The organism is Staphylococcus sp. HMSC056G08 (assembly GCF_001812305.1).
In the GTDB taxonomy this organism is placed as follows: Bacteria; Bacillota; Bacilli; order Staphylococcales; family Staphylococcaceae; genus Staphylococcus; species Staphylococcus simulans.
Genome location: NZ_KV808503.1, coordinates 78,893 through 96,789, shown reverse-complemented (window position 1 = coordinate 96,789; position 17,897 = coordinate 78,893). Strand labels below are relative to the sequence as shown.

The following is a 17,897-nucleotide window of genomic DNA, read 5'->3' as shown; positions in this document are numbered from 1 at the left end:
GTCGGCGGTTCGAACCCGTCATTCTCCACCATTTTGAATTATATATATTTGTCGGAGGGGTAGCGAAGTGGCTAAACGCGGCGGACTGTAAATCCGCTCCTTCGGGTTCGGCAGTTCGAATCTGCCCCCCTCCACCATCTAATGGGCTATAGCCAAGCGGTAAGGCAACGGACTTTGACTCCGTCACTCACTGGTTCGAATCCAGTTAGCCCAGCCATTAGAGCCATTAGCTCAGTTGGTAGAGCATCTGACTTTTAATCAGAGGGTCAGAGGTTCGAATCCTCTATGGCTCACTCTTGCACCCTTGTGATAAGGGTGCTTTTTTTATTGCATTTTTTCCTTTGCTATTTGAATTCAAGTATATAATTCAATTGTGTATGTATTTTTATTCTAAGCTAAAGGGGGATGTATGCTATAATTTATATGTATGAGCGCTGTAATAATCAATCATACAGCATTCATTGTAATTAGGTTACCGGAGGAGATGCTATGAATTTTGGCGGCATTTTTGAAAATTTCAATACGGTAAAGTTAATAACAAGTATTCTAGACTTGCTTATAGTCTGGTATGTGATTTATCTGTTAATCACAGTATTCAAAGGTACTAAAGCAATCCAACTACTCAAAGGTATCATTGTTATTGTAATTGGTCGTTGGGTCAGTGCTGCTTTAGACTTGACTACTACTGCAAGATTGTTTGATATGGTTATCCAATGGGGGTTCTTAGCTATCATTGTGATCTTCCAACCAGAAATCAGACGTGCACTTGAGCAGTTAGGTAGAGGTAACCTGTTTAAACGCTATGTTGCTAATTCATCAGCAGATCAAGAGAAATTGATTAAAGCAGTTGGCGGAGCAGTACAATACATGGCCAAACGAAGAATTGGTGCTTTAATTGTGTTTGAGAAAAAGACAGGTCTTCAAGATTACATTGAGACAGGTATACCAATGGATTCTGATATTTCACAAGAGCTTTTGACGAATGTCTTTATTCCTAATACACCGTTGCATGATGGTGCAATGATTATTCAAGGAACAAAGATTGCAAGTGCTGCTTGTTATTTACCACTTTCTGATAGTTCTAAGATTTCAAAGAGTTTAGGAACAAGACACCGTGCTGCAGTAGGTATCTCAGAAGTTTCTGATGCATTTACCGCAGTGGTATCTGAAGAAACTGGTTCTATTTCTGTGACGTTTGATGGAAAATTACGTAAAGACATCTCACTAGAAGTCTTTGAAGAATTATTAGCTGAACATTGGTTTGATACAAGACTTCCAAAGAAAGGCGTGAAGTAGAATGTTTGAGAGCAAATGGGGTTTAAGATTTGTAGCATTTGTCTTAGCATTAGCTTTCTTTTTAACAGTGAACAATGTCTTTGGAGATATCTTTGGAACATCTAAACTATCACAAACTTCAACACGCACAATTTCGAATGTACCTGTAGAAGCTACATATAACAGTAAAAATTTATACGCTTCAGGCATACCTGACAGCGTAGACGTTCAAATTAAAGGTACGCAATCCAAAGTGTTGAAAGCAGAACAATCAGATGACATTAAAGTCGAATTAGATCTAACTAAAACATCATTAGGTCGTCACAAAGTCGATTACGTTATTAAAGGTTTGGATAATGAAGTAGAGGGTACTGTTAATCCTAAACAAGCGACTGTTAATCTTGAGAAGAAAGTAACAAAGATGATGACAGTAACGCCTGATGTGAGTGAATCGTACATCAATTCTAACTATCAAATCAAAAATCAAACTGTGACACCAAAGAAAGTTAAAGTGATAGGTGGACAACATCAAGTAGATAGTATTGCTTACTTAAAAGCAACATTCAAAAATGATACAGATATCAACGACGATACAACAGATGTCGGTGAAATTGTAGCTTTTGATAAAAACTTGAAGAAACTTGATGTAATTACAAAACCAAGCACTGTTAATATTACTGTAGAGTTAGAACCTTACAGCAAGAAAGTAGATATTAAAAAGAAAGTTATCGGTAAATCAAATTCTAAGTTAAATGCTGATAATGTTAATTTGTCTAAACAACAAATTGAAATTTTTGGAAATAGAGATGAGTTAAGTGATATCCATAGTGTAACAGCAGTAGTTGATTTAGCAGACTTCGAAAATTCAGATGAAGCTGCTGTGAAGATGGAATTACCTGACAAAGTTAAAGATGCTGATGCGGGCGATATCAAAGCTACTATATCAGCGAAATAAATTAAGCATTAAAGGAGAATTTTGAAATGGGCAAATATTTTGGGACAGACGGAGTCAGAGGTGTAGCAAACGAAGAATTAACTCCAGAGTTGGCTTTTAAACTAGGTAGATACGGCGGTTATGTTTTAGCGCACAATGAAGACAAGAAGCATCCACAAGTCCTTGTAGGACGTGATACACGTGTTTCTGGGGAAATGTTGGAATTTGCGTTAATCGCAGGTTTAATTTCTATCGGTGCTGAAGTAATGCGATTAGGCGTTATTTCTACACCAGGTGTAGCATACTTAACAAAAGAAATGGATGCTGAATTAGGTGTTATGATTTCAGCTTCTCATAATCCAGTGGCAGATAACGGAATTAAATTCTTCGGCTCAGACGGCTTTAAATTATCTGATGATCAAGAACAAGAAATTGAAGCATTATTAGACGAAGAAAATCCTGACTTACCACGTCCAATCGGAAATGATATTGTTCAGTATTCGGACTACTTCGAAGGTACTCAAAAATACTTAAGCTATATAAAATCAACTGTCGATGTTAATTTTGAAGGTTTAAAAATTGCGTTAGATGGCGCAAATGGTTCAACATCACAACTTGCACCATTCTTATTCGGTGATTTAGAAGCTGATACAGAAGTTATTGGTTGCAGCCCAGACGGCTACAATATCAATGACGGTGTCGGATCAACGCATCCAGAAGCTTTAGCGCAAACAGTTGTGGAAACTGAAAGCGACTTTGGTTTAGCTTTTGATGGAGATGGAGACCGTTTAATTGCTGTCGATGAAAAAGGTAACATTGTTGATGGTGACCAAATCATGTTCATTATTGGTCAAGAAATGTCTAAAAACCAAGAATTGAACGACAACATGATTGTTTCTACTGTTATGAGTAACTTAGGTTTCTACAAAGCATTAGAAGCAGAAGGCATCAAATCTAATAAAACTAAAGTTGGCGACCGTTATGTAGTAGAAGAAATGCGTAGAGGTAATTACAACCTTGGTGGTGAACAATCAGGCCACATCGTAATGATGGACTACAATACTACAGGTGATGGTTTATTAACAGGTGTACAATTAGCAGCTGTTGTGAAATTAACAGGTAAACCATTAAGCGAACTTGCTGAACAAATGAAAAAATACCCACAATCATTAATTAACGTACGTGTAACAGATAAATATGCAGTAACTGATAATGCTGATGTTAAAGCAGAAATGGACCGCGTAGAAGCTGACATGAACGGTGAAGGACGCATTTTAGTACGTCCTTCAGGTACAGAGCCATTAGTACGTGTCATGGTAGAAGCTGCAACAGATGAAAAAGCTGAAAGCTATGCACAACAAATTGCAGATGTAGTTAAAGAAAAAATGGGTTTAAATGAATAATTAACTTTGAAGAACTGAGACTGGTAAGAAAGTCTCAGTTTTTTGATTTGTGGTACAAAAATAGACTGAAGCTGTTTAAAATAGCTTCAGTCTAAATCTATATCTATTAAAGTTCTAGATAAACATCATTGATTTCTTCCGCAAGTGGTTCATTAATTTGTGCATATTCTTCTAAGAAATCCATTGCTCCATGCTTCTCAATGTATTCATCTTTCTTAACTGTCTCTTCATCATTTTTATCATGATATTTAAGCAAGTAAGCAGCTGCTTGAACTAAACCTTGATGTTCCAAGTCTTTATCATAAAGATAAGCAAGCGGCTTAATTATACGATCTTTAGGACCAATTTTACGTAAAGTACCTCTACCAACTCTTGTTACATCATCTGAAAGATATGGATTTTTGAAACGATTGATTATTTTTTCTACATAAGCTCGTTGTTCATCTTGAGAGAATCCAAATACTTCAGTAATATATTGGCTTGTTTCGCTCAATACTTGACGTAGGCCTTCTTCAATATTACGGTCTTCTACAGCTTCTAGTACTGTTTGATAGCCATGATATTGACCGGCATAAGCTAAATAAGCGTGACCAGTATTAACTGTCATTAATTTACGTTCAATATATGGTGTTAAATCGTCAACATATTTAATGTGTTCTAACTCTTTACCATACCAAGCATCTTTTTCAACAACCCATTCAAAGAAAGGTTCAACTAACACATCTAAAATATTATCTTGTGTTTGTTTTGGAACAATACGATCCACTGCTGAATTAGCGAAATGAATTTCATCTGATAGAGGACCTGTAATTGAAAGTACTGCAGATTTTAATGTATCTGTTGCCATAATTGCATTTTCACAGGCAACTACATTTACAGGTTTTGTTCTTTCTTGAAGTGCAGGTGCAATGGATTTTGCGATAATCGGTAACAGATTAACACCTACAGCTGTAGTAATAATATCCGCTTCTAATAAGGCATCATGTAATTTTTGTGGATTATCTTTTGAGTTAATTGCATCAACGCCATTAATTGTCGTAGTTGTTTTATCTTCGTCTGCAAGAATAACTTGGTATGCTTGGTCTTGATTTAATGCATCTACAATCTCAGCGTTAACATCTGAGAAAGTGACATCTACATTGTTTTCAGATAAGATTTGGCCGATAAATCCTCGACCAATATTACCTGCACCAAAATGTACTGCTTTCATTATGCATCAGCCTCCTCAAAGATAGCTTTAATTTCTTCAGCACTTTGTGCATTTAAAATACGTTCAACATTTTCTTCTTCGCTGAAAGTAATTGCGATTTTAGATAATAAATCTAAATGCTCGCCATCTTTACCGGCAATACCAACGATGACTTTAGCAGTTTCGTCTCCCCATTGAACACCGTCAGGTACTTGTAGTAATGTAAGTCCTGATTGCAATACTGCATTTTTTGCTTCTTCTGTACCATGAGGAATCGCTAAACCATTACCCATGTAAGTAGAAACAACTTCTTCTCTATCTTTCATCGCTTGAATATAAGAATCAGTTACAGCACCAGCGTCTATTAAAGCTTGTCCAGCTTTTTCAATAGCTTCTTCTTGGTTCTTGAAAGATTGATTTAAAAAGATATTTTCATTACTGAATAGTTCTGACATAAATAATCACTCCGTTAATAAAATTTGTTTTGTTTCTCTAATAAAAGCCTTCTTCATCTCATCTATAATTTCGTTAGGATTTTGCATTAATTCATCAATTTGATGTAAATTACATGTAATTACTTCTGAAATAGCACTAACGATAGGTGAGGATGGGCTATCTTCTGGTAAAAACATGCTGATTAAATAATTGATGGTATGTTCTTGATTTTGTTCAACGATAGTTAATGGTTGTTTTAACCTTGTAATCAATACCATTGGCTTTACAATCAGCGCATGTTTTAGATGTGGTAGTCCTATAGGATAGGGAGCTAATGTAATGCTTCTATCCTCTGCATATGTTTTTAATACTTGTTTAAATTGTGATTTGCTTAGAATACTTTTATGTTTAGCTAATCGTTTCGCTAAATAATCTTGCCAATTTGTGATTGTTGCATCTTCAACATAAATATTTTCAATCACATCCAAATACCTTTGAATGGTCTCAATAATCTGATCCTGATTTAAAGATGAAATTTCGCTTGATGAACTAGAAGTCACTCTGTTTTCGTTTGCTTGTGTGTTCAAGTAGTTAGAAACATATTTGATATCTGCATCCGGTAATAATGGATTGACTTGAATATAATGTTCATTAATATCTAATGCTAAAGTAGAAATAATACCATCATAAGCATTGAGATTTAATTGTTTTAAATCACTTAATGATGCTTGCTTAGTTTGTGTAATTTCTGGAAAAGTTTGTTGTAAGCGTGTGGCTAGCACACGACTGGTACCTATACCAGAACTACATACAACTAACACATGATAATCTGGTAGACTATTAGCTTTTAGTGAACCCCCAAAATGCAAAACAACAAAAGCAATTTCGCTATCTGGAAAGTAAAGCTCAGGCCAAATCTTCGATAAACTATTTGAGACACTGTTATAAAGTTTTGGATATTTATTTTTAATCATCTCTGTCAGAGGATTATGTGTTTCAATATTAGCATTTAAACGGTTCATCGCAGGTATTAAATGTAATTTTAACCCCGCAGCTAAATTCGATTTATTTACAAATGAATATTGAGAACTTTCTTCTACCAGGTGAATCAATTGTTGGATTTTGTAATTGTTATCTAACAGTTCTTCAGATTGATAGTCTTCGTGTTTTCTTTTAGCACCGCGTAAATGTATCGTAATAAAAGTGATTTCTGCTTTGTTGAAAGTTACGTCATAAATGTGTGATAGTTGTTTAGTTAATGAGGAAGCAATGTTATATTCCTCTGTATCTTTGACTGATTGATAAATCGTTTCGTCAATAGAAACATTTTCACCGTGTTTAATGCGGTCAATGCTCAATACAATATGAACAGTCAGCGTTAAATAACTCGCTTCTGTCAATGTATAGGGTAGAGCACTAAGGTAATCCATTAATACACGCTCAACTTGGAAAATATGATCAAGTTCTACCATTGAAAGTTGAGAAGTGTTTAATGATTGATATACAAAGTGATTTTCTATGACCGAGTAAACACTGGTGCTATTTAAATTTTCAACCATAAGATGACTCAACATCTCGCGTTTCTTTGCTTCTGAACCATTTAAGCTGACACCAGCACCTCGTCGTCGTTCTAATTCGAGTTGGTATTCTGATGCATCTTGTTCTAATTCATCGAGCAACTTTGTCAACGTAGTCTGAGCAACACCAATTTCATGTGCTAAACTATATTGCTTTATAGGTTCTCTACTTTGTATCAATGCATATAAAATAATGGTTTTTTGTTCAGCAGTTGTCAGGTCTAAAGCAGCAATGTTGCTAAGCTCTGTTTGGAGTTTAGCAATTGCTGCTTGTGAACCTTCTAACTGGATACCTTTATTGGGAATTCTATCGATTTGTAAATTTAGTTCAGACAAATCTTGTTCTAAAATTTTAAGTTCACGGTGTATCGTACGTGATGAAACGGCGAGTTGTTGTGCAATATCATAAATAGTCATATATTGGCCGTGCGATTTAATGAGTAACTCTAAGATTGCTTTTTCTCTGTTGCTTAACAACATAGGCCTCACCTGCATTCCTTTTTAAAGAAGTTCTAATCTATTGTTGGTCTTCTTTAAGGTTATTAATCAATTCTTCATATTTAGGCGAGTTCAAGAAATTATCCACCGAAATATGAACAGCATTGGGTGCTTGTTTGATAGCACGGTCTGTCAATTTATTTTGCGTAATTACAAGTTGTGCATCACTTGGTAATTGGTTGATCGCTGTGTTAGTGACCTTGATATGATCAAGACCAGCTTTCTTGAACTTGTTACGTAACATACTGGCGCCCATAGCACTAGAACCCATACCTGCATCACATGCGAAAATAACATGATTAATATTGTCATAGTTATGAGCATCAACATCTTCAGTATTATATTGTTCAGTCAAGTTTTCTTGGCTGTTTGTTGCTGAAGTAGTTGTAGTTGAACCATTTTGGTCTTCTTTCAAGTTATTAATCAATTCTTCATATTTAGGAGAGTTCAAGAAGTTCTCTACTGAAATATGAATCGCATCAGGTACTTGCTTGATAGCGCGATCTGTTAATTTTTTCTGAGTAATAACAAGTTCTGCATCGCTTGGTAATTGATTAATCGCTGTGTTAGTCACTTCAATGTTTTCAAGACCAGCTTTCTTGAACTTGTTTCTTAACATGCTGGCACCCATAGCACTAGAACCCATGCCTGCGTCACAAGCAAAAATGACATGTTGAACATTATTGTAATTGTGTGCGTCGACATCTTCAGTGTTGTATTTGTCTAAAAGGGCATCACCATCAACTTGTGAAGTTGAAGCGGCTTGTGTCTGCTCATCAGATTTGCTTTCTGCATTACCACTTAATTTAGATGCAACACTTGATTTTTTACCTTTAGTAGCTTCCATTTTAGCTGTAGCGTCTGCAAGATCTTGTTTAGGGTCTTTCGTAAATTTCAAGATTAAAGCAGAAACCACGAATGAAACAAGTGCTGCTAAAAGTACACCAATAATCATGCTTAAGAATTCACCTTTAGGTGCGTTGATAATATAAACAATGATTGATCCTGGTGAAGCAGGTGTTTTAAATCCAAAATCTAATAATGAATAAGTTGCTACACCTGTCATACCGCCTAAAATAACTGCTACGAATAAGAAAGGTCTCATCAATACGTATGGGAAGTAAATTTCATGAATCCCACCAAAGAATTGAATGATACCAGCACCATAAGATGTTGCTTTGGCAGTACCTTTACCAAAAATCATGTATGCGAGAAGGACACCAATACCTGGTCCAGGGTTAGATTCAATTGTATATAAAATAGATTGACCTACATGTGAAGCTTGGTCTGCACCAAGTGGTGTGAAGACACCATGGTTGATTGCGTTATTTAAGAACACAATTTTTGCTGGTTCAACAATAATGCTGACTAACGGCAATAAATGTGCATGTACTAATGCTTCTACACCAACAGATAAAAGATGCATAATTAACTTCATAATAGGTGCTAAAATCTTAAAACCGAAAATAGTCATGATGAAACCTAAAATACCAGCAGAGAAATTATTGAATAACATCTCGAATCCTTGTGGTGTTCTAGGTTGGATGAATTCATCTGTTTTCTTCATAAGCCAACCAACAAGCGGCCCCATAATCATTGCGCCGAGTAACATTGGTGTATCAGGCAGTGCAACAATAACCCCCATCGTTGCAGTAGCTGCGATAATACCACCGCGTAAATCATGAATCAGACGTCCACCGCTGAAAGCAATTAGTAATGGAATCAGATAAGTAATCATTGGTCCTGCTAATTCAGCTAAATCTTTGTTAGGTAACCAACCATTATCAATGAAGATCGCTGCAATAAAGCCCCACGCGATAAATGCACCGATATTTGGCATAATCATACTGCTCAGAAATGAGCCGAATGCTTGGACCTTACGTCCAATCCCTTTATTTTCCTGTGAATTTGACATTGTCATCCACCTCTCTTAATAACTTTGATATAGCTCAATTTTAAGACTGACATGGATGCGGTTACAATCTAATCTAAATGGTACTTTGTCACAGAGATAATGACATTTATAAAATAGCCTATATATAATAGTAGAAACATAATTTGAAATAGAAAAAATTTGCAGTTAGCAAAAAACTTTAGAGTGTAAGCGGATACAGGTTGTGAAAATAGTTGCATTTATAAAATCACTTATTGTAAAATACTTATATTACGTGTAAAAGGGGGATAGACAGGTTAAACCATAATTATAGCGCCCGTACAATGACAAGCTGGAATTTGCGTAGATTTATATCTTAGAGCAGAAGATGTAATAGCAAGCATAGCTTTAAATTGTCGACGAGGAAGACAGTGATCGGATTATCGGCGGATGCTGTCTCGGATAAGGTCAGTCGTAAGTTTACAAGGTAAAACATTGAGGTGACTCGATGCACAAAGTTTGTAAACAGACCCAAGTTTATATTTTTGAACGGTACTCACACAAGGGGATTAGTACGTCTATTTTGTAGAGTTCAAGTGAGAAGGGACTCTATAAAGTAAATTTAGGCGGAATCAATTTATATTCGATACAAAAAAATTTAATATGAAACTGAAAGATTCCCCCGTGAAAAGGGTAACCGTTAGGAATGAAGAATACGGAGGAATTGAATTATGTGTGGAATTGTAGGATATATCGGATATGATAATGCGAAAGAAGTATTGTTAAAAGGCTTAGAGAAATTAGAGTACAGAGGTTATGACTCTGCAGGAATTGCACTTGTGAATGATGAAGGTACGACAGTATTTAAAGAAAAAGGTCGTATTGCAGATTTAAGAAATGTAGCTGACAACAGTGATGTAGATGGAACAGTAGGAATTGGTCATACACGTTGGGCGACACATGGTGTGCCGAACTATGAAAACTCTCATCCGCATCAATCAGCATCTAAACGCTTTACTTTAGTTCACAATGGTGTGATTGAAAACTATGAAGAGTTACGTGATCAGTACGTTTCAGATGTGAATTTCTTATCTGAAACAGATACTGAAGTTATCGTACAATTAGTAGAACATTTCTCAAATGAAGGCTTATCTACTGAAGAAGCCTTCACTAAAGTCGTTAAATTACTACATGGTTCTTATGCCTTAGCATTATTAGACGAAGAAGACCACGATACAATCTACGTGGCGAAAAATAAATCACCATTATTAATCGGTGTTGGTGAAAAATTCAACGTTGTTGCATCAGATGCTTTAGCAATGTTGCAAGTAACAAATGAATATAAAGAAATTCACGATCATGAAATTGTTATTGTTAAACGCGATTCAGTTGAAATCAAAGATTTAGATGGCAATGTACAAGATCGTGAAACGTACACTGCTGAAATCGATGCGGCTGATGCTGAAAAAGGTGTTTATGATCATTACATGTTAAAAGAAATTCATGAACAACCTGCTGTTATGCGTCGTATTATTCAAGAATATCAAGATGACAACGGCGACTTGAAAATGGACAATGCGATTATCGATGAAGTCGCACAAGCTGACCGTATTTATATTATCGCAGCAGGTACAAGTTATCATGCAGGTTTAGTAGGTAAAGAATTTATCGAAAAATGGGCAGGTGTCCCAACAGAAGTACATGTCGCTTCTGAATTCGTATATAACACACCATTATTATCTAAAAAACCATTATTCATCTATATTTCACAATCAGGTGAAACAGCAGACAGCCGTGCTGTATTAGTTGAAATGAAAAAACGTGGTCATAAAGCATTAACAGTAACAAACGTACCTGGTTCAACACTTTCACGTGAAGCGGATCATACATTATTATTACATGCTGGACCAGAAATCGCTGTAGCTTCTACAAAAGCTTATACAGCACAAATTGCAGTACTTGCTATCTTGTCTCAAATTGTGGCTAAACGTCATGGCCAAGAAGAAACTGTAGACTTATTACAAGAACTTGCGAAAGTCGCAAATGCGATGGAAGCAATTGTAGACGATGCTGAATACATGGAACAAATTGCGAAAGATTTCTTAGCAACAACTCGTAATGCCTTCTTTATCGGTCGTACAATTGACTATAATGTCAGCTTAGAAGGCGCATTAAAATTAAAAGAAATTTCATATATTCAAGCAGAAGGATTTGCTGGCGGAGAATTAAAACACGGTACAATTGCTTTAATTGAAGATCAAACACCAGTGATTGCTTTAGCAACACAAGAGAATGTTAATCTATCAATTCGCGGTAACGTAAAAGAAGTTGCTGCACGTGGTGCGCATACTTGCATTATCTCAATGGATGGATTAAACAAAGCAGGAGACACTTATGTCATTCCTCAAGTAAATGAATTGTTAACACCACTTGTATCTGTGGTTCCATTACAATTGATTGCATACTATGCAGCATTACACCGTGATTTAGATGTGGATAAACCACGTAACTTAGCAAAATCAGTCACAGTAGAATAATTGATTATTAACGAAACTGTCATTCTCTTTGCAGAGTGGCAGTTTTTTTATTTGAAGAAAGTTGCGAAAACAGTCTGAAAATGCCATAATCAAGGCGATAACAACAACTTGGAGGAAAAGTAATGGATAATGTAAAAGCGATATTCTTAGATATGGATGGAACGATTTTACAAGAAAATAATAGAGTATCAGATAAAACAACAGAAACAATCAAACAATTACGTCAAAATGGATACAAAGTCTTTATTGCGACAGGACGTTCATTTGATGAAATTGAACATTTAACACCTGAAAACTTTGAAATTGATGGTGTTATCTCATCTAACGGTACAAGAGGAGACGCAGAGGGTGTCACTATTTTTGAACATAGTCTGACATATGAAGCAGTAACTGAAATTGTAGAAAGTGCTAAAGCACAACATATTTATTATGAAGTCTTTCCATTTAGCGGTAAGCGTATGATTTTAAAAGAAGACCGTGAATGGATTGAAGCAACTTGTGCAGGCGATACACCACCGAATAATGTAGGTATCAGTGAATGGAATTCTCGTAAGCATGCTTTAAATGGCAACGTGAACTGGGTAGATACATTACCGCAAATGCAATTTTCTAAAATTTATATGTTCACACCAGATTTAGAGAAAATCACGAAATTCAGAGAACATTTAATTGATGAACAGAAACAACTAGAAATCACAGTTTCCAACTCATCACGTTTTAATGCAGAAACAATGGCAGAAGGTATCGATAAAGGAACAGGTATTAAAGAAATGATTGAACACTTTAATATTCCTCAATCAGATACACTTGTAATTGGTGACAGTGATAACGACCGTTCTATGTTTGCTTTCGGTCATTATACAGTCGCAATGAAAAACGCACGCCCTGAAATTCAAGCACTGACAAAAGACGTCACTTCTTATACAAATGATGAAGATGGTGCAGCACGTTATTTAGAATCTAATCTTTTGAATCAATAAATAGAAAAAGCGTATGAAGGACTTGTTATAATTCCTTCATACGCTTTCTTATTGCTTATTTTTTAAATTCATCAGAACGTTCATCAATCTCTTTATTCTTTGATTGTAAGTGATCAAAAGTTGTATCTTGATAAACTTCTTTATCATTTTCTTTTGCAGTTTCTTTCGTTTCTGTTTCTTTAACAGGAGCTGTTGTTTCTTCTTGTTCTTTTTGTTCTGCTTTTGCTTGTTGTTTACGTTGTTGACGAGAAGGTGCACGGTGAGGTACAACCCCATCAGTCACTGTACTGAAGAATGCGATAATCGCATTAACGTTTAAGTAATAAACGACAATTCGTACGATGATAATAATGACTAGTAAAACAACTGTTAAAACGCCTGCCACATTTTGTGAAATACTTCTTGTAGAGAATGCGACAAGTTGAGAAACAGGTGTTTCTAGAATAATAACAATTAAATCTAATACTACAAGTCCAAGTAATAGTTTGAACCATGAATGATGACCATTTTTCATAGATTTAAATGCGTGTTTAACATCTTGGAATGCACCGGCCTGACGGTCTTTAAAGTATGCGACTGTATATGCAATCATGATGTATGTGAATGTCCAAATAAAGAATGATAATACAATCGCTAAAATAGTTAGCGCGATCAATTGAACAGCGATGTATACACCGACATGTTCCATAAAGTAACTTTGTCCGCTTCTCAACAACGCTCCGATACCTAAACTGAACAATTGAGTCAGTAAGTAACGAATCAGACTCAGTATCGCGATAAAGAGTAAAGTAAACAATGCTAATTTAACAGCTCTTAAATAGCTGCCTTTTTTAAATGCTTCTAAAGCATCAAGCAAACTAACTTTTTCTTTATGGATACCTTTATAAATAATATTGATGGCACCTGCAGCCAGGTGATATCCAACAAAAATAAAGAAAGCTAATGGTATGATAAGACTGATAATCACCGGTAATAAAATTTGCGGTGACATAGATTGATACATCATCGCCATAATAAACATCGAGATACTCTGTGTTAACGGCTGTAATGTCAATCCAGTCAGTAATAGAAAGACAATAAATGTTAGAATACTAAAAAGAGCTATTTTAACATTTTGCGGTTTTGCGTTTTGTATTGCATGTTTATGAAATTTAAACAATGGCTTAGCACTCCTTTGATATGATATAAACACAATATCAAAAAAATGCTTGGTTTCAAATTAAAAAATCAAGATTATAAGCAAAATGTAATGTTTTGTTTCATTATAAACTTTAATGAGGGTGATAGTATGAAATTTGCAGTATTTACAGATGTCCACGGAAACATGGATGCATTGGCTACAGTCTTAAGAGACATTGATAGAAGAGGGGATATTGATCATATTTACAATTTAGGAGATATTATTGGAATCGGTCATAATACAAATGAAGTTTTAGGTATGGTCACTTCACGCGATGATATTACATCAATTGCAGGCAACCATGACGAAGCAATTATGTCAGTCATCAATCAAACACCATATCCAGAAGATTTAAAAGATAAGTTTTACGAACATCATCATTGGGTTGCTGAACATTTAAACCCACAGTATTACGAGTATTTAAATCAATTACCGAGAACATTTAACTTAGAAGTGGCCGGCCAAAAAGTATTAGGTATTCATTATGAAATTGAAAATATGATGTTAGAACAACCTATAGATAAAGTGCCGTTCAGTCCAATTGTTGAACCGACAGCATCGCATATGGCACATCTATTTAAAGATAAAGAAGCGGATTTGATTCTATTCGGCCATAATCATACGTTGCATCATTTTATTTATGAAGATGTTGCTTACTTTAATCCAGGTTCAGTAGGATTGAATCGTGCACCTTATACAGTATATGGTATTGTGACTATTACACCTGAACAATTCAATATCGAACATGTCAGAGTAGCTTATGATAATACACGTTTCATTGATGGCTTCGAACAAAAAGATGTGCCAGGTCAACAATTGATATTTGATAAATTTATTCAATAGAGAACGCTTATTAACAAAAGACTAAAAAACGACGTTTCAGTGATTGATGAGACGTCGTTTTTTAATATCATATAAATATTCATTTGAATGTTTTAAGGTGTCACGACATGTGAACATAATGTTTCGCGACTATGTTCATTTTGGTCAGACTCTAATTGAATCGTCATATGATGCACATTAAGTTCGTTTAATTGATGTTCAATACGTTTAAGCAATGCCTCGCACTCTTTGATAGATAATGTATCACTTACGACTGCATGACAACTGAATGCATTTAAATCATTAGAAATCGTCCAAATATGACAGTCATGCACATTTTGGATTTCTGTTTCAGCACGTACCGTTTCAACCACTTGATCAATATCGATATCTTTGGGTGTACCTTCCATCAAGATATTAAGTGAATCTTTGATTAAACCGTAACTACTTTTAAGGAGTAATAAAGACACCAACATACTTGCAATAGGATCAGCGATAGTAAAATGGAAAGCCCAAATTAAGAATGCGGCAACAATCGCACCTAATGAACCAAGTAAATCACCTAAGACATGTAAGAATGCGCCGCGCATATTAATATTATGTTCCGTATCTCCGCCACGCAACATAATCCAAGCCACTACAATATTGACCACTAAACCAATGACACTGATGATAAACATTTCAGTAGAGAGAACTTCAGGAGGTGCTGCAAATCTTCGAATGGCTTCAATCATAATGCCGATACTGATAACGAGTAATAAGACACCATTAAATAAAGCAGCTAAGATTTCAAAACGTTTATAACCAAAGGTCATGTTCATGGTCGCATGACGTTCAGCATATTTAAATGCGAATAATGCTAAGCCAAGAGAAAAAGCATCACTAAGCATATGTACACCATCTGATAGCAAGGCTAAACTGTTCGCAAAGAATCCTCCGATTAATTCAACGACCATAAAGGATGCGATAATAATAAAAGAAAAAGCTAAAACACATTTGTTGTCGGTATGCACATGATGATGGTGGTGATGATGTGCATGTTCATGAGAATGATTCATAATAAAACTTCCTTTCTAATCAACCGGGTGCTCTGCATGATGGATGGCTTGTGAAAGCAGTGTAACTACGTGTTGATCATCAAGCATATAAATTTTAGATTGACCTTGTCGTTGATCTTTAACTAATTCAGCGTGACGCAGTACCTTTAATTGATGCGACACATTTGACTGCGAAAGTTTGAGCGTATGGCTGATGTGACCTACACTACAAGGGCCTTGTTCAAGTAAATGCATAATTCGGATACGGTTGGGTTCACTTAAGGCTTTGAAAATGTCCGTCACTTGTGCGAGTGTACGGCCGCTTAATTCTTGATGTGACATTACTTTCACTCCTCTTATTAATATATGAACATGTATTCATATATAATGTACATCGATTGTATGTATAAGTCAATATCAGAAAACAATGTCTGTTTTGGGTTAACAAATGAAGGGAACAGTCATAGCATATAACTAATAAAAAGAGTTAAAACAGATAAGGAGTGAAGTCATTGAATATTTTATTCTTAGGTGCCAATGGTGGTGTTGGCCATTATGCAGTAAAACAATTAAAAGAAGCAAACCAAGATGTAACAGCAGCTTATCGTAAAGAAGAACAAGTGAGTAAAGCAAAAGAAGAAGGTTATCAAGCAGAACTTGTAGATGTTGAAAATGATACGATTGATGATCTTACGAAGAAGTTTAAAGGCTTTGAACAAGTGGTCTTCTCTGTTGGTTCAGGTGGCAGTACTGGTGCAGATAAAACAATTATTGTTGATTTGGATGGTGCAGTTAAAGCTATTGAAGCAAGTAAACAAGCAGGCGTGAAACACTTTGTGATGGTTTCTACATTTGATTCTCGTCGTGAAGCGTTTGATAGTGTACCAGAACTAAAACCTTATACTATTGCGAAACATTATGCAGATAATCATTTACGTGATTCAGGCTTGCACTATACGATTGTGCATCCTGGTGCTTTATTAGATGATCCAGGTACTGGCAAAGTAACGATTGTTGCTCAGTTAGAAGAAGCAGGCAGTGTGCCACGTGAAGACGTTGCATCTGTCATAGTAAATGTCTTGAGCGACAAAGCATATCAAGGCGGAGAATTCCAAGTCGTTAGTGGCGATGAAGCAATTGATACAGCGTTGACTCAATATTATCAAAACAAATAATCATGATTATAAAATTTGTTTAGGAAGGTCTTTGATGGCCTTCTTTTTTATATGTAATATAGTAAGTTTATGAAGGAATTTGTTATAATTAAGAAGATAAAACTATGGAGGTCAAAAGTCGATGAAAATTTCGAAAACAAAGATATATGAAAAAATTGCCGACATCTTGTTAGAACAAATTAAATCTGGTGAATATGCTGTCGGGGACAAATTGCCTTCCATTCAAGCGTTAGCAAAAGACTACGGTGTCAGTGTGGCATCTGTACGAGAAGCTTTTAATGCGTTACGTACAATCGGGGTCATTGAAATCAAACAAGGCTATGGGACGTTCGTGACTAAAAAAGAACCGGTGTTCTTTGATTTGAATGAATCAAGTTTGACGCGCAAACAAATTGAAGACTTATTAGAGTTACGAGAAGTTGTGGAACTTGCGACAGTACAAAAAGCTGCGACACACCGAACAGATGAAGATTTAGAAGCGTTATCTTCTGCATTGCAATTGATGCAGAAAGCAGTAGGTGATGGAACATCAGGTGAAGCGGCTGATTTAAAGTTCCATTTAGCAATTGCCAGATCAGCACAAAATGAGATGTTATTTGATTTATTGAATAATATTTCTGATGTGATTCAAGAAACAATGAAAGAAACGCGCAGAGTGTATTTATTTGATAAAGAGAAAGCATTACGCCGTTTATATGAAGAACATCAAAAGATATATCAAGCGATTGAACAACAAGATTCAGATAAAGCTGTTCAACAAATGAAATCACATTTAGCAGAAGTACGTGATACAATTCTAGAAAATATTCGCCAAAAATAAACATTAGGAACAAGTCTCATGAAATAGAGGCTTGTTTTTATTTTGCTTAAAAACTGTTCGCGAAATCAAAAAAGTTTGAACAAATTGTTAAACATCTGATGACTAGATGTTTAAATAGCGCTATAATGTACGAGTAATCGTTTCTATTCTTAATCTAAACAG

General features: G+C 35.5%; 15 protein-coding genes and 3 tRNA genes. 11 read left to right on the top strand and 7 right to left on the bottom strand.

Annotated elements, in window-relative coordinates; translation table 11 throughout:
* The first annotated feature begins 53 nt into the window (after positions 1-53).
* The 6 genes from HMPREF2846_RS09530 to glmM all read left to right on the top strand — a co-directional run bounded on the left by HMPREF2846_RS09530 (position 54) and on the right by glmM (position 3,612).
* A tRNA-Tyr gene (locus tag HMPREF2846_RS09530) sits at positions 54-137 on the top strand.
* A gap of 5 nt (positions 138-142) precedes the next feature.
* Positions 143-217: transfer RNA gene (locus HMPREF2846_RS09525), tRNA-Gln, on the top strand.
* Between the two features lie 3 nt (positions 218-220).
* Positions 221-293: transfer RNA gene (locus HMPREF2846_RS09520), tRNA-Lys, on the top strand.
* Positions 294-489: 196 nt separating this feature from the next.
* On the top strand, positions 490-1,296 hold the full coding sequence (gene cdaA / locus HMPREF2846_RS09515; protein WP_002481840.1) for a diadenylate cyclase CdaA: 807 nt from the start codon (positions 490-492) through the stop codon (positions 1,294-1,296).
* Position 1,297: 1 nt separating this feature from the next.
* Positions 1,298-2,230, top strand: coding sequence for a CdaR family protein (locus HMPREF2846_RS09510; protein ID WP_070626516.1), 933 nt, complete (start codon positions 1,298-1,300; stop codon positions 2,228-2,230).
* Positions 2,231-2,256: 26 nt separating this feature from the next.
* Positions 2,257-3,612, top strand: coding sequence for a phosphoglucosamine mutase (glmM, locus tag HMPREF2846_RS09505; protein ID WP_002481838.1), 1,356 nt, complete (start codon positions 2,257-2,259; stop codon positions 3,610-3,612).
* Positions 3,613-3,718: 106 nt separating this feature from the next.
* Here glmM and HMPREF2846_RS09500 read toward each other — a convergent pair whose 3' ends face one another.
* Genes HMPREF2846_RS09500 through HMPREF2846_RS09485 form a run of 4 tightly spaced genes read right to left on the bottom strand, consistent with a single transcriptional unit; the run spans position 3,719 to position 9,226 of the window.
* Positions 3,719-4,822 (bottom strand): mannitol-1-phosphate 5-dehydrogenase, encoded by a 1,104-nt coding sequence (locus HMPREF2846_RS09500; RefSeq protein ID WP_070626515.1) that lies wholly within the window; start codon positions 4,820-4,822, stop codon positions 3,719-3,721.
* Entirely contained in the window at positions 4,822-5,256 is a 435-nt protein-coding gene (locus HMPREF2846_RS09495; protein ID WP_070626514.1) for a PTS mannitol transporter subunit IIA, read from the bottom strand. The genes HMPREF2846_RS09500 and HMPREF2846_RS09495 overlap by 1 nt, the downstream gene beginning before the upstream one ends.
* 6 nt (positions 5,257-5,262) lie before the next feature.
* Positions 5,263-7,293, bottom strand: a complete 2,031-nt coding sequence (locus HMPREF2846_RS09490; protein ID WP_070626513.1) for a BglG family transcription antiterminator — start codon at positions 7,291-7,293, stop codon at positions 5,263-5,265.
* 37 nt (positions 7,294-7,330) lie between these two features.
* Positions 7,331-9,226: a PTS mannitol transporter subunit IIBC gene (locus tag HMPREF2846_RS09485; RefSeq protein ID WP_070626512.1), complete on the bottom strand. Its 1,896-nt coding sequence runs from the start codon at positions 9,224-9,226 to the stop codon at positions 7,331-7,333.
* Between the two features lie 689 nt (positions 9,227-9,915).
* Here HMPREF2846_RS09485 and glmS point away from each other — a divergent pair.
* Positions 9,916-11,721: a glutamine--fructose-6-phosphate transaminase (isomerizing) gene (gene glmS, locus HMPREF2846_RS09480; protein WP_002481833.1), complete on the top strand. Its 1,806-nt coding sequence runs from the start codon at positions 9,916-9,918 to the stop codon at positions 11,719-11,721.
* 122 nt (positions 11,722-11,843) lie between these two features.
* Entirely contained in the window at positions 11,844-12,701 is an 858-nt protein-coding gene (locus HMPREF2846_RS09475) for an HAD family hydrolase (RefSeq protein WP_002481832.1), read from the top strand.
* A gap of 55 nt (positions 12,702-12,756) precedes the next feature.
* Here HMPREF2846_RS09475 and HMPREF2846_RS09470 read toward each other — a convergent pair whose 3' ends face one another.
* On the bottom strand, positions 12,757-13,860 hold the full coding sequence (locus tag HMPREF2846_RS09470; RefSeq protein WP_070626511.1) for a hypothetical protein: 1,104 nt from the start codon (positions 13,858-13,860) through the stop codon (positions 12,757-12,759).
* 129 nt (positions 13,861-13,989) lie between these two features.
* Between HMPREF2846_RS09470 and HMPREF2846_RS09465 the strand changes: the two genes are divergently transcribed.
* A complete protein-coding gene (locus tag HMPREF2846_RS09465) occupies positions 13,990-14,724 on the top strand; it encodes a metallophosphoesterase family protein (RefSeq protein ID WP_070626510.1) in 735 nt (244 codons plus the stop codon).
* 92 nt (positions 14,725-14,816) lie between these two features.
* Here HMPREF2846_RS09465 and HMPREF2846_RS09460 read toward each other — a convergent pair whose 3' ends face one another.
* Positions 14,817-15,764 (bottom strand): cation diffusion facilitator family transporter, encoded by a 948-nt coding sequence (locus tag HMPREF2846_RS09460; RefSeq protein ID WP_070626509.1) that lies wholly within the window; start codon positions 15,762-15,764, stop codon positions 14,817-14,819.
* A 12-nt stretch (positions 15,765-15,776) separates the two neighbouring features.
* Positions 15,777-16,082: an ArsR/SmtB family transcription factor gene (locus tag HMPREF2846_RS09455; protein WP_002481828.1), complete on the bottom strand. Its 306-nt coding sequence runs from the start codon at positions 16,080-16,082 to the stop codon at positions 15,777-15,779.
* A 170-nt stretch (positions 16,083-16,252) separates the two neighbouring features.
* Here HMPREF2846_RS09455 and HMPREF2846_RS09450 point away from each other — a divergent pair, with 170 nt between their 5' ends.
* Complete coding sequence (locus HMPREF2846_RS09450; protein WP_070626508.1) at positions 16,253-16,915, top strand: SDR family oxidoreductase; 663 nt, start codon at positions 16,253-16,255, stop codon at positions 16,913-16,915.
* A gap of 121 nt (positions 16,916-17,036) precedes the next feature.
* Complete coding sequence (locus HMPREF2846_RS09445) at positions 17,037-17,735, top strand: FadR/GntR family transcriptional regulator (protein WP_023016322.1); 699 nt, start codon at positions 17,037-17,039, stop codon at positions 17,733-17,735.
* Positions 17,736-17,897 lie beyond the last annotated feature (162 nt).